This window comes from Xenorhabdus innexi (genome assembly GCF_002632485.1).
In the GTDB taxonomy this organism is placed as follows: Bacteria; Pseudomonadota; Gammaproteobacteria; order Enterobacterales; family Enterobacteriaceae; genus Xenorhabdus; species Xenorhabdus innexi.
The window spans coordinates 86,882-100,778 of sequence record NZ_NIBU01000005.1; the positions used below are offsets into that span (position 1 = coordinate 86,882).

Below are 13,897 nucleotides of genomic sequence, written 5' to 3' on the forward strand. Positions count from 1 at the left end.
TTTATTTATTTCCCCAATACATACTAGAATAGCTTTTTTTACAAGAGGTTGAATAATGAAAAGTATTAAAAAAACAGCAATAGCCAGTTTTCTGGCTTTAGTCAGTGGTTCTGCATTTGCTCTGCCAAACATTACTGTTCTGGCAACAGGAGGCACAATCGCTGGTGGTGGTGAATCTGCAACTAAATCCAGCTACACTGCGGGTCAGGTAGGTGTTGATTCATTACTGAATGCTGTTCCTGCTATCAAAAATATTGCTAATCTGAAAGGTGAGCAGGTTGTTAGCATCGGTTCTCAGGACATGAATGATCAGGTCTGGTTGACTTTGGCGAAAAAGATTAATGCAGATTGTGATAAAACCGATGGTTTTGTCATCACCCACGGTACTGATACCATGGAAGAAACTGCTTATTTCCTTGATCTGACTACTCAGTGTAAGAAACCAATCGTTATGGTTGGTGCAATGCGTCCATCAACTGCTCTGGGTGCTGATGGTCCATTGAATCTCTACAATGCTGTTGTTGTAGCATCAGATAAAGATTCTGCAAACCGCGGTGTTTTGCTTGCTATGAATGATTCTGTTATTCATGGACGTGACATCGGAAAACTGAGCACAACTGAAGTTCAGGCTTTCCAGGCAGTGAACGCAGGCCCACAAGGCTTTATTCATAACGGTAAAGTAAACTATTACTCTGCTGCGCCAGCGAAAGAAGAGAAAGCTGCTTTTGATGTCAGTAAACTGACTGAACTGCCAAAAGTAGGAATTGTTTATAACTACTCTAATGCGTCCGACCTGCCAACTAAAGCGTTTGTAGAAAATGGTTATAAAGGCATTATCAGTGCTGGCGTAGGTAACGGTAACATTTACAAGTCTATTCTGGACACACTGTCACAGGCAGCTAAAGATGGTGTTGTTGTGGTTCGCTCCAGCCGTATTCCTTTCGGTTTTACCACTCAGAATGCTGAAGTTAATGACAGCAAATACGGCTTTGTGGCATCAGAAAGACTGAACCCACAGAAAGCACGTGTTCTTCTGCAATTGGCTCTGACTCAGACTTCTGATCCAGCAAAAGTTCAGGCAATGTTTTCTAAATATTAATTCCTGAGCTAAACATACCGAATCTTTTTCAGGTTGCATTGTTGCAACGTGAAAGAAAGGAAGTATAAACAGAAAGACGCTTTTAAATGTCTTTTTGTTCAGATTGCCGACAAACCTTGTTGAAAATAACGAGGTTTGTCGCATTCATTATCAATCATTATATTTCGATATTTTTATCGTTCTTAAAACAAAATCCCAAATCCTAACTGAGACGCCATAATTAACATGAGGATTACGATGGTGTATTTCATGATGGCGACGTAATTTGTCTATCACTGATGTACTTGAGTGATGGATCAAATAATGGATACTGATATAATAATAATACCCGATACAAAGACCAATAAATATCATGCTCCCCCGAGTGAAACTGTCCATCAGAGTACAAGATATCAGCCAGGCTAATCCCAAAGAGATAGTGATAAAAATTGGTGTGGTACCAATCCAATCAAGTGGTTTTACATGATGTCTCGCATGGTCTCGTTTATAATAAAAATGAAAACCAAAACGGTGAATTGTATATTCCATTAATGTCCATATAAGCCATCCTAACCCAGCGTAAAGTAGCCAGAATATATTTATATCACCGCTGATAAGCGACATCGCGAATGCTGCAAAAGCATAAACCGGAACGATGATAAAATCTGCCATATACTGAGAGCGTGTTAAATTCCAATTCATAATAAATCACCTTTTTCATTTATAATGATGATGAATATAACGGGTAGACCCGACTCGCTATTTTGGTGATTGTTTCAACACTAAAACGTAATGACTTTTTCAATAAATGATAAAAATAGTAATGTTGAAGATCTTTAATTATTTAGTTTATTAGTTAATAAAAATACTTTTTAAATAATTCAAGTTTGGTTTGAAAAGAAAGGATATTTAACTGGGGTTTTTATCTTAAGTTAAAGATATAGGTAACTTATAGCAGGGAAAATAATTTCTGCATATTTCAATTAATGATGATTAACCTTAAAAATTATTAAATTAACAGAATTAAAATGATACTTTGTATTATAACTATATTAACTCAGCAACAGAAAGACGCTTTTAGGCGTCTTTCTGTTATTAAACAAACAATTTATTAAATAAACTCACTTTATGATAAAAAACCGATGCGTTTCCAATAGGTAAGGTAGCATTCAAGTAAATTATCATCCATTGGTGTATATCTGATTGGTGTCTCTTTTAGTGCTGATTCTGTGTTTTTTGCATCATATGCTGGCATATCTTTGTACATTTCTAATCGGGATAATTCACCATAGGCTTTTTCAGATAACATAGGGAGTAATGGCATTAATGGGTTATCCATAATTTCATTATCTGTTTCCAGTTTTTTCAGCCATTCAGAATAATGCATACCTTCAAGCTGGTAGCCATGCTGCCTGAGTAATGCGAAGAATGGATCTAAATCCATTGATTGTTTACGATCAGGCGAAACCAGATGGTAAGCTTTTCCCAACTTTTTGTTATCAATGGAAATATTAAGCAAGCTTTGGCTGACATAATCAACAGGAACGAACTCTTCACGCAGGTTGGCTAAGAGTGGATAGGCACCTATTTTGATACAGCCTTTAACTAATCTGGAAACAAAGTCTTTTGGGTTATTGGCTCCTGTCTGGCTATCGCCCATGATAAAACCGGGACGATATACTGAAAGAGGTATTCCCCTGTCTCTGGCCTGCCATATCATACGTTCAGCAACCCACTTGCTTTGTGAATATCCTGAATCATATTTTAATCCGGTCAGATAAGGGGAAATATCGTCATCTTCACCTAAGCTGTCTACTGATGAGAAAATTCCAGCGGGACCAAAAATAGAAACTGTAGATACATAGTGCAGAGGTTTTGCTTTCTTATTGGTGGCAAGGCGTAAAATATTCAGTGTGCCCAGAACGTTGCCATCATAATGCATGGAGTAGGGTTGAATATAATTTACATGGGCAGCCAAATGAAAAATAGCGTCACACTCAGAGGACAGTTGCTCATAATCTTGTTGACTCAGGTCTAAATGAGGTTTTGTAAGATCACTGGCCATAACCTGCAATCGCGGAAGAAATTCTTCTTGCCATAATCCATATTGATACAGATTTTCCTTAAGTCGTAACAAAGCTGTCTGGTTATCTTTGGCACGTACCAGACAAGTAACTCTGTTAATTTTGGTTTGTAGTAAAAGGTCACGCAGGAAAAATGCTCCCAGAAAACCGCTTGCTCCAGTGAGCAGTACTCGCCCGGCATCTGAGCTTAACCACGGTTCCGGGAAGTGAGGTAGTGGCTGAATTTCCGGGGGAAGTATGCTGTCTTTGAGCATAGTAGCATAGAGATCTTCAGACATATTCTCATTTTGCGACATGTGTGCAGCCAGTGTTCTTGGTGTGGGAAAGTCATACAAGAGCTGAACAGGTAAACGTTTTTGTATTTTATTTCCTAGTGCAAGAATAAGGCTGCTGGCTTGCAGTGAATTGCCCCCTATCTGGAAGAAATTACTATCCAGAGTAAGGTCATAATCATCTAAGGTTTTCTGCCAAATACTCAAAACAATTAGCTCATCTTCATTTGTATCGGTAGTTGGCTGAGATGATAATCGTTGTTCCTGATTTTGGGTATATTCGGCCAGTAAGCGTTTTCTATCTATTTTACCATTTGGATTAATAGGGATGTGTTCAACAATAGTAATCCGAGGCAACATATAATCAGGTAAGTAGTGTTTAATTGACTGAGTTAAATTATGTTTTGAAAAAGTTTCCGGCTTTTTAGGGACAACAAATGCAATCAGGTAAGGTTCTATATTTTCTTTTTTCACTATACTCACAGCCGCAGACTGAAGAAGTTCGCTTTTCAGTAATTGAGTTTCAATTTCTTCTATTTCAATGCGATGTCCGCGTATTTTTATCTGATTATCTATTCGTCCTGCAAACATATAAATACCGTCAGATCTTTGCCAGCCTAAATCCCCAGTCCGATATATTTTTTTTAATTGATTGTTTCTTTCAATATCCATCATGATAAAACGTTGCGCATTAATTTCCGGCCGATTCCAATAACCACGGGCAATCCCTTCCCCTCCCAGATATATTTCACCTATCTGATTTGGTGCAACAGGCTGTAATTGATCATTTAATATATAAATATCAGTGTGACCAATCGGTCTTCCTATTGGTATATCCTCATCGGTTAATTCATCCAACTTAATTTCATGGATCAGGCCTATAATGGTACTTTCAGTCGGCCCGTAACAATTTGCTAAAAATTTTGGAGGGGCAGCCTGTAAAACCTGACGAAAAGCGTGTGGATTTAGTTTTTCACCACCTACAAAAAGGTAACGTAAGTGACGAAATGCTCGGGGACATGAATGAGCAGTTAAATGAAACAAAGCCGCAGTCATCATCATGCAGCTCACCGAATATTTCTCTAGTGCAGCTTCAAACAGATAGGGATCTATAATTATTTTTCGGGGAATAACAACCGCGGCAGCTCCATTTAATAACGCTCCCCAGATCTCGAATAGAGAAACATCAAATGTGGGGTTCGAAATAGCAGCTATTTTATCATTGGCAGTGAAGTTAATGTAATCAGGCTCAACAACAATACGGAGAATACCTCGGGCTTCTATTTCAACTGCTTTTGGACGGCCTGTTGTTCCGGAAGTAAATAATATATGGGTTCGATGATTTTTCTCCCTATTAATCTTGGGGAAATAGACAATGATTGATTTTTCCAGTATATCCTGATTAATAGTAATGAAATTTGTGGGTAAAGAACGGCTCTGATATTTTTGAGTGGTTAATGTCAGATTTATTTGTAAGTCTTGTAGCATAAAACATAATCTATCATCAGGTACGGTCGGATCGAGTGGAACGCAGCTTCCTCCGGCCATTAGAATAGCAACCTGACTAATAATCTGTTCAATACCGGGTTCCAGTAAAATCCCTACCGGCGTTTCATGTTTTACACCCAGATTAAATAAATAGAATGCCAGTGAACGTGCTTGATGAATTAACTCACGGTAACTAATGGTTCGTTCTTCGGTAATTATTGCAGGATGTTCAGAGTACTCTACCGATTTTTGAATGAAAATGTTAATTAAATCATGGTTAACAGGATAGGTTAATTCACCCCAGAAACCATGAGGGGTTGTTTTTATTACTGTGTTAGTCATAATTACACCTTTATTAAAGTGTTGAAATTTGTTTTTATAATGTTGGTAATAAAATTATTATTTTTGTTGTCTTAATGTATTTTCTTTACTTTAAAATATAGAGATGAAATGAACTACTCTATTTTAATCCAATAAAATATAAAGTTATTTCTAAGCACTATCATGCTGATAAGTATGCTTGCAGGTATTTTATTATGATTTCTTTAAATCCCTATTACACATAATTTGATAATAATATTCTTATTTAGTTATGGTGGATTTACATAATCAGAATAACAGTGCTCATTAAAAATAGTTGAGCTTGTATTTATTGAATACATTAACTTTTGGCTATAAACAGTACTATCCGGTAGGCACTATGCTGTCGTTGACAACAATCTGGTAATAACCATTGCAGAGGCTGGACGGGAGTGATAAAACCAATACATCCGATTTTTATTGTATCTATAATGATAGGGTGGAGTTAATGAGTCAGGTATATAATTTCAGTGCTGGTCCAGCCATGTTACCAGCAGAAGTATTACGTCGTGCAGAGCAGGAACTTTGCAGCTGGAATGGGCTGGGAACATCCGTTATGGAGATCAGCCATCGCAGTAAAGAATTTATAGCGGTTGCGGCTGAAGCAGAAAAAGATCTCCGGGATTTATTATCGATACCTGATAATTACAAGGTGCTGTTTTGTCATGGCGGTGCTCGTGGTCAGTTTTCAGCACTGCCATTAAATCTACTTGGCGGTAAAACGTCAGCAGATTATATCGTTGGTGGTTATTGGGCTGAAAGTGCAGCCAAAGAAGCCGCAAAATATTGCACACCCAATGTCATTAATATTCTTACTGAAACAGATGGCGTCAAAAGTGTGAAGCCAATGAATGAATGGGATTTGAGTAATGACGCGGCCTATGTGCATTATTGCCCTAATGAAACTATTGGCGGTATTGCAATTTTTGAAGAGCCTGATTTTGGTGATGATAAAATTGTGATTGCGGATTATTCCTCAACCATTCTTTCAGCACCAATCGATGTAAGCCGCTATGGGGTTATTTATGCAGGTGCTCAGAAAAACATCGGCCCGGCGGGGATTACCGTTGTAATTATTCGTGAAGATTTACTGGGTAAGGCCCATAAGCACACCCCATCCATTCTGGATTATACTGTGCAGGTGAACAGCGATTCTATGTATAACACACCACCAACATTCGCATGGTATCTCTCTGGTATGGTGTTCAAGTGGCTGAAAGAGCAGGGTGGGTTACAGGAAATCAAAAAACGCAATTATGCAAAAGCTGAAGCTCTGTATCATGCGATTGATAACAGTCATTTGTATATCAATCGCGTTGCACCACAAAACCGCTCTATTATGAATGTACCTTTCCAGCTAGCTAACCCCGCTCTCGACGGCAAGTTTTTGGAAGAAGCCTACGCCCATGGTTTGCATGCTTTGAAAGGGCATAAAGTCGCCGGAGGTGCCAGAGCTTCAATTTATAATGCAATGCCTTATGAAGGTGTTCTGGCATTGGTTGAATTTATGGCTGATTTTGAACGGCGCAATGCATAATGACTTTTTTATCGGGGGGAATCCTCCCGATATTAATTCTTTCCATAATAATCAATTAAAAACATAACGTACTACCAACCGGAGATCCTGCCGTTTATGCAATCCCTGACGTTACAACCCATCTCTCACATTAATGGAACTATTAACTTGCCCGGTTCCAAAAGTGTTTCCAACCGCGCACTGCTACTTGCTGCTCTTGCTCAGGGAACAACATATCTGACCAACTTATTGGATAGTGATGATATCCGCCATATGCTGAATGCGTTAACGGCACTGGGTATTTCCTATCGCTTATCTGAAGATCGTACCGCCTGTGAGGTTGATGGTATTGGCGGGATGATAACCGGTAAAAATGGGCTGGAACTGTTTTTAGGAAATGCAGGAACAGCGATGCGCCCACTGGCTGCGGCATTGTGTCTCGGAGACAATGATATTGTTTTAACGGGTGAACCACGGATGAAAGAGCGTCCGATTGGTCACTTAGTGGATGCTTTATGTCAGGGAGGGGCAAAAATTGACTATCTTGAGCAGGAAAATTATCCGCCAATACGTATCAGGGGGGGCTTCACTGGTGGAAAAGTGACTGTGGATGGCAGTGTTTCCAGTCAGTTTCTGACAGCGTTATTGATGGCAGTACCTTTGGCATTGAATGATAGCGAAATTTATATCAAAGGAGATTTGGTTTCTAAACCTTACATTGATATTACGCTGGCATTAATGAGCAGCTTTGGTGTCACTGTGGAAAATGATCACTATCAGGTTTTTCGGATTAAAGGATGCCAAAAGTACCAATCTCCGGGGCATTATCTGGTTGAAGGTGATGCCTCTTCCGCATCCTATTTTCTTGCTGCCGCAGCGATTAAAGGTGGCACGGTGCGTGTTACAGGAATTGGTAAAAACAGTTTGCAGGGTGATACAAAGTTTGCGGATGTTCTGGAAAAAATGGGGGCGATCATACGTAAGGGGGATGATTTTGTAGAGTGTGAACGTGGTACCCTGACGGGTATTGACATGGATATGAACGCTATTCCTGATGCAGCCATGACCATCGCGACAACGGCTCTGTTTGCTGAAGGAGAAACAGCTATCCGTAATATCTACAATTGGCGGGTGAAAGAGACAGACCGCCTTAATGCTATGGCTACAGAATTGCGTAAAGTCGGAGCCGAAGTAGAAGAAGGGCATGATTACATTCGTATTGTTCCGCCAGCAAAACTGAAATCGGCTGAGATTGAGACCTATAATGACCACCGGGTAGCAATGTGTTTTTCATTAGTGGCTCTTTCGGATACTCCAGTGACTATTCTTGACCCCGGCTGTACGACCAAGACATTTCCTGAATATTTTAAACAACTTAAATCTATCAGTGATATTCATGGCGAAAATTGTTGATTAATGATGATGTATTTATTCCACTCATTCTCCGAGTAGGTATAATAAGCTCATATTTTTGCTGTTTACTTATTGAACAGCCTTCTGCATTCGGTGAATGACCCGTTTTCTGTATGGGAAAATTTTCTGTGTAGGAAAATGTCGAAAAGCGCCATGCAAAGCAAAAAGGAGGAGAATGAATGACGATAATAGCCCCGGTAATAACCGTTGATGGTCCGAGCGGTGCTGGCAAGGGAACTCTGTGTCAGGCACTGGCTGAGGCATTGAATTGGCAATTACTTGACTCAGGAGCCATTTATCGCGTGCTGGCACTGGCTGCTATTCACCATCAGGTGGATATCAAGTCTGAAGACGCACTGGTTCCTCTGGCTGCAAATCTGGATGTTCGCTTTGTTCCTGCAAACGGCAGGCTCAGGGTTATTCTCGAAGGTGAAGATGTCAGCAATGAAATCCGTACTGAAACGGTTGGTAACACAGCTTCACAGACTGCAACATTCCCTCGGGTACGTGAAGCATTGCTTCGTCGGCAGCGGGCTTTTCGTATTCTCCCGGGGCTGATTGCTGACGGGCGTGATATGGGAACGGTTGTTTTTCCTGATGCGCCAGTGAAAATTTTTCTTGATGCAAGTGCGGAAGAACGTGCCCGTAGGCGCATGTTGCAGTTGCAGGAAAATGGTTTTAGTGTTAACTTTGAAAGCCTTTTGTCTGAAATACAGGAACGGGATTTCCGCGACCGTAATCGGGCAGTTGCGCCGTTAGTGCCCGCTCAGGATGCCTTAACTCTGGATTCGACCAGCATGTCTATCGAAGAGGTAATTGATAAGGCACTAAATTATGCGAGAAATACCTTAGCATTAACCGCTTAATCTGCTTATTTTCGCGTATAATGCTATTGCAATGGCACATCAAGACGATGTATATAGAATTCTGGTATGTGAGTAGTGAAATATGCTGGCATACTAAAACACCTTGTAACAGGGAAAAGTTGCGAGGTATGTAAAACAACCCCATTCGGCCGGATGCTAGATGGACGTTAATTTAAAACCTTGAAGATCATTAAAATGACAGAATCTTTTGCTCAACTCTTTGAAGAATCCCTACAGACTATCGAAACTCGTCCAGGTGCAATCGTACGTGGTGTTGTAGTTGCTATCGATAAAGACGTTGTATTGGTTGACGCAGGTCTGAAATCAGAATCTGCAATTCCTGTAGAGCAATTCAAAAATGCTCAGGGCGAGCTGGAAATTCAGGTTGGCGATGAAATCGACGTAGCACTGGATGCGGTAGAAGATGGTTTCGGTGAAACTATCCTGTCCCGTGAAAAAGCGAAACGTCATGAAGCATGGCTGATGCTGGAAAAAGCATACGAAGAAGCTGAAACTGTTACCGGTATTATCAACGGTAAAGTAAAAGGCGGCTTCACTGTAGAACTGAACGGTATCCGTGCGTTCCTGCCGGGTTCACTGGTTGATGTTCGTCCAGTTCGTGACACAGCTCACCTTGAAGGCAAAGAGCTTGAGTTCAAAGTCATCAAGCTGGATCAAAAACGCAACAACGTAGTTGTTTCCCGTCGTGCTGTTATCGAATCTGAAAACAGTGCAGAACGTGATCAGCTGCTGGAAAACCTGCAAGAAGGCATGGAAGTTAAAGGTATCGTTAAGAACCTGACTGACTACGGTGCATTCGTTGATCTGGGCGGCGTTGATGGCCTGCTGCACATTACTGATATGGCTTGGAAGCGTGTTAAACACCCAAGCGAAATCGTCAATGTGGGCGACGAAATCACAGTTAAAGTACTGAAGTTCGACCGTGAGCGTACTCGCGTATCTCTGGGTCTGAAACAACTGGGTGAAGATCCATGGGTAGCAATCGCTAAGCGTTATCCAGAAAGTACTCGACTGACTGGTCGCGTAACTAACCTGACTGACTACGGCTGCTTCGTAGAAATCGAAGAAGGCGTTGAAGGTCTGGTACACGTTTCAGAAATGGACTGGACTAACAAAAACATCCACCCATCCAAAGTTGTTAACGTTGGTGATGTTGTGGAAGTTATGGTTCTGGATATCGACGAAGAACGTCGTCGTATCTCTCTGGGTCTGAAACAGTGTAAAGCTAACCCTTGGCAGCAATTTGCTGAAACTCACAACAAAAATGACCGTGTTGAAGGTAAAATCAAGTCAATCACTGACTTCGGTATCTTCATCGGTCTGGACGGCGGCATCGACGGTCTGGTTCACCTGTCTGACATCTCCTGGAACGTTGCAGGCGAAGAAGCAGTTCGTGAATACAAAAAAGGCGACGAAATTGCTGCTGTAGTTCTGCAAGTAGATGCAGAGCGTGAGCGTATTTCTCTGGGCATCAAGCAACTGGCAGAAGACCCATTCAATAACTACCTGTCTGTAAACAAGAAAGGTACTATTGTTAACGGTAAAGTAACTGCGGTTGACACAAAAGGTGCTACAGTTGAATTAGCTGACGGTGTTGAAGGTTACCTGCGTGCATCAGAAGCTTCTCGTGACCGCGTTGAAGATGCAACTCAAGTTCTGAACGTTGGCGATGAAGTTGAAGCTAAATATGTTGGTGTTGATCGCAAAAACCGCGTAATCAACCTGTCTGTTCGCGCTAAAGACGAAGCTGATGAAAAAGACGCTATCGCTTCTGTGAACAAGCAAGAAGACGCAAACTTTGCTAACAACGCAATGGCTGAAGCTTTCAAAGCAGCTAAAGGCGAATAATCTAAGTCAATAACGGCGGGTAATATTTTCGGTCACGATAATATTACCCGAACACGGTAGTTTAGGGAGGTACCATGACCAAGTCTGAATTAATTGAAAGACTTGCAGAGCAACAATCTCATATGCCGGCTAAAGCCGTTGAAGATGCAGTGAAAGAAATGCTTGATCATATGGCAGAAACACTGGCCTCCGGTGAACGTATTGAAGTTCGCGGGTTCGGCAGCTTTTCTCTTCACTACCGAGCTCCGCGTGTGGGTCGTAATCCAAAAACAGGTGATAAAGTTGAGTTGGACGGTAAATACGTTCCTCACTTCAAGCCAGGTAAAGAATTACGCGACCGCGTGAATATCTATAGCGACAGCTAAGATAGAAGTTATTACTTAATTGCTACGGCACCTCAGGGTGCCGTTCTTTTTTTGTTTTTGTGATTATTTTCACATTTTCATACTACATGTTTTTTTGTTTGAAATTAACTTGCGAAGTGTTTCCAAAATACGTCTTATCTGACTGGCAGTAACGCGTACTGTCGAATAGTCTTCTCTGCATAAAGAGAATTCAAATGCAGGGAGCGATGCGGATGCCGCAGACTATTCAGTTTCTTTTCTCTCCGTTTTTTTCTGTTCGGAGAAAACCATTACCTATTATAAGTCTGAATCAGGCAGCTATAGCCATTGTATTGGGAATGTTCCCTCTTTTATTACTGGAAGAATTACCTCAATCACGAGAAATATTGTTCTTATTTGTGGCAGCAATTGTTTTATGGTTTATTTCTTATAAATCAAGCCGGATTATTTCTTTGATATTATGGGGATTACTCTGGGGATGTTGGAATGGTCACCAAATTCTGGAACAAATAACATATTTTAGCGATACAACAAGGTCAGCAACTATTATGATTGACAGTGTATCGTTAAATGAAACTGATATAAGTGAGAAGAAGCGTTACAGGATCAGGTTAATTGAAAGCGATGGAAAATACATTTTTCCTGCTTTATATGCTTCGGTATTATGGAGTCCTTCAACATCACTAAACTCTCCGACACCGCTTTGTGCTGGCCAAAAATGGCAGGTCACGATGAAACTCAGAGCTGTTCATGCTCAATTAAATCAAGGAAGTTATGATAGCCAACGCTATGCTTTATCAATTCGTCAGCCGCTTAATGGCAAAATTATTAAGGCGAATTTATTGGATGATACATGCAATCTCAGACAAAAATTAATTGATAAACTGACCCCTGAAATACAGTTATTGAAACATTCCGGTATTGCTCTGGCACTTACATTTGGTGAAAGAGCATGGCTGGAAAAACAGACTCGGTTATTATTACAACAAACGGGAATTGCTCATTTGATGGCTATTTCCGGGCTACATATTGCAATAGCAAGTTTATTTGGCTGGTTTTTTGCCAGAGGAATTCAATTCCTGCTTCCCGCAACATGGGTCGGCTTTCGTTTTCCGCTTTTTGTGGGCTGGTTGACTGCAATGTTATATGGGTGGCTTTCTGGCTGGGGGCTTCCTGCTATCAGAGCAATGTTGGGATTAACTGTCTGGATCTATTTGCGTTGTAGAAATCATTTTTGTTTTTCATGGCAGTGGGTTTTATGGAGTGCGGCTCTGATTTTGCTTTTTGATCCACTGGCAATTCTCTCTGACAGCTTTTGGCTTTCATTCTTTGCAGTTATGGCTTTGTTATTCTGGTTTCATTGGATGCCTTTGTCTGAAAGGTTTCGTTATGGTTGGCGCTGGATCTGGTTACGCGGGTTGCATATGCAATCGGGAATAATGCTTATGTTGTTGCCGCTGCAACTTCTGTTATTTCAGGGTATTAATGTTGCGTCATTAATTGCGAATTTATGGTCTGTCCCGATAATTTCTTTTCTGACAGTTCCGCTGGTTATGTTGGTCTTGCTAAGTGTTTTATTACCTTTGGATCAGTTTATTCAGCCATTTTTATGGCAGTTGGTTGACTACACTATTTCGTTTGCTTTAATGCCACTACCAGCTTTTGTTCATTCATGGACTGAGACAGGGCATATTCCTTTCTTCATCACCTTCGCTGGTTGGATGTCCGTTGTTATCTGGCGTTTTGGCTGGTGGAAATCATATGTTGGGTTGTTATGTATTTTTACCGGAATAACATTCTGTTATTTAAAGCGTGATGATGAGTTCCGATGGCGCTTTTCAATGTTGGATGTCGGTCATGGCTTGGCTATTGTCATAGATAAAGGAGGAAAGGCAATTTTATTCGATACAGGAAACCGCTGGGAAACAGGCAGTATGGCAGAAAAAGTTATTCAGCCTTACCTGCGTTGGCATCAACTAATACCTGAACAAATTATTCTTAGTCATGATCATCTGGATCATACTGGAGGATTGGAATATCTGCATGAAAAATATCCAGAGATTAATATTCGCAGCCCCTCAAGCAAATCTGCCCATTTGCCTTGTATCCGTGGTGAACAGTGGCTATGGCAGGGGTTAACTTTCCGGGTTATCTGGCCACCGGAAAAAGCAGAAAGTGTTACTAATAATCAATCCTGTGTTATCCGTATTGATGATGGCAGGTATAGTTTATTATTAACGGGTGATCTGGAGAAACAGGCTGAATATCGTTTACTGGGGCTTGAGAAGGAAAATCTTAATGCGACTATCTTGCAGGTTCCTCATCATGGAAGTAATACCTCATCTACGGCTGCATTTATAGACAGAGTCAGGCCTGAATATGCTTTAACCTCGGTTGCGCGTTACAGCCCTTGGAAACTTCCCTCCATGAAGGTCAGGCAACGTTATAAAAATGCAGAAATTCAATGGAATAGCACGTCAGTCTCAGGTCAGATCACCGGTTATATTTATCGTGATCACATTAAATTAGAAAGATACCGACAGCAGTTAATGTCACGGTGGTATCATCAGTGGTTTGGTATTCGCGGTGATCATGAGTAGAATAAGC

The 13,897-nt window shown here is 40.9% G+C and carries 9 protein-coding genes; 7 read left to right on the top strand and 2 right to left on the bottom strand.

Features of this window, described 5'->3' with window-relative positions; all coding sequences use genetic code 11:
- Positions 1–55 precede the first annotated feature (55 nt).
- Positions 56–1,099, top strand: coding sequence for an L-asparaginase 2 (gene ansB / locus Xinn_RS03460; protein ID WP_086953646.1), 1,044 nt, complete (start codon positions 56–58; stop codon positions 1,097–1,099).
- A 150-nt stretch (positions 1,100–1,249) separates the two neighbouring features.
- Here ansB and Xinn_RS03465 read toward each other — a convergent pair whose 3' ends face one another.
- Both Xinn_RS03465 and Xinn_RS03470 read right to left on the bottom strand, forming a co-directional pair.
- Positions 1,250–1,780 carry a sterol desaturase family protein gene (locus Xinn_RS03465; RefSeq protein WP_086953645.1) on the bottom strand — a complete coding sequence of 177 codons (531 nt, stop codon included), beginning with the start codon at positions 1,778–1,780 and terminating at the stop codon, positions 1,250–1,252.
- 424 nt (positions 1,781–2,204) lie between these two features.
- Entirely contained in the window at positions 2,205–5,264 is a 3,060-nt protein-coding gene (locus tag Xinn_RS03470; protein WP_086953644.1) for a non-ribosomal peptide synthetase, read from the bottom strand.
- Between the two features lie 466 nt (positions 5,265–5,730).
- On the opposite strand from Xinn_RS03470, the gene serC reads away from it, so the two are divergent.
- From serC to Xinn_RS03500, 6 genes are all read left to right on the top strand, one after another.
- On the top strand, positions 5,731–6,819 hold the full coding sequence (gene serC / locus Xinn_RS03475; RefSeq protein WP_086953643.1) for a 3-phosphoserine/phosphohydroxythreonine transaminase: 1,089 nt from the start codon (positions 5,731–5,733) through the stop codon (positions 6,817–6,819).
- A gap of 96 nt (positions 6,820–6,915) precedes the next feature.
- On the top strand, positions 6,916–8,211 hold the full coding sequence (gene aroA / locus Xinn_RS03480) for a 3-phosphoshikimate 1-carboxyvinyltransferase (RefSeq protein ID WP_086953642.1): 1,296 nt from the start codon (positions 6,916–6,918) through the stop codon (positions 8,209–8,211).
- Between the two features lie 179 nt (positions 8,212–8,390).
- Positions 8,391–9,077: a (d)CMP kinase gene (cmk, locus tag Xinn_RS03485; protein ID WP_086953641.1), complete on the top strand. Its 687-nt coding sequence runs from the start codon at positions 8,391–8,393 to the stop codon at positions 9,075–9,077.
- 195 nt (positions 9,078–9,272) lie between these two features.
- Positions 9,273–10,946, top strand: coding sequence for a 30S ribosomal protein S1 (gene rpsA, locus Xinn_RS03490; RefSeq protein WP_086953640.1), 1,674 nt, complete (start codon positions 9,273–9,275; stop codon positions 10,944–10,946).
- A 74-nt stretch (positions 10,947–11,020) separates the two neighbouring features.
- On the top strand, positions 11,021–11,311 hold the full coding sequence (gene ihfB / locus Xinn_RS03495; protein ID WP_086953639.1) for an integration host factor subunit beta: 291 nt from the start codon (positions 11,021–11,023) through the stop codon (positions 11,309–11,311).
- A gap of 212 nt (positions 11,312–11,523) precedes the next feature.
- Positions 11,524–13,890, top strand: a complete 2,367-nt coding sequence (locus Xinn_RS03500; RefSeq protein ID WP_086953638.1) for a ComEC family protein — start codon at positions 11,524–11,526, stop codon at positions 13,888–13,890.
- The last annotated feature ends 7 nt before the right edge of the window (positions 13,891–13,897 follow it).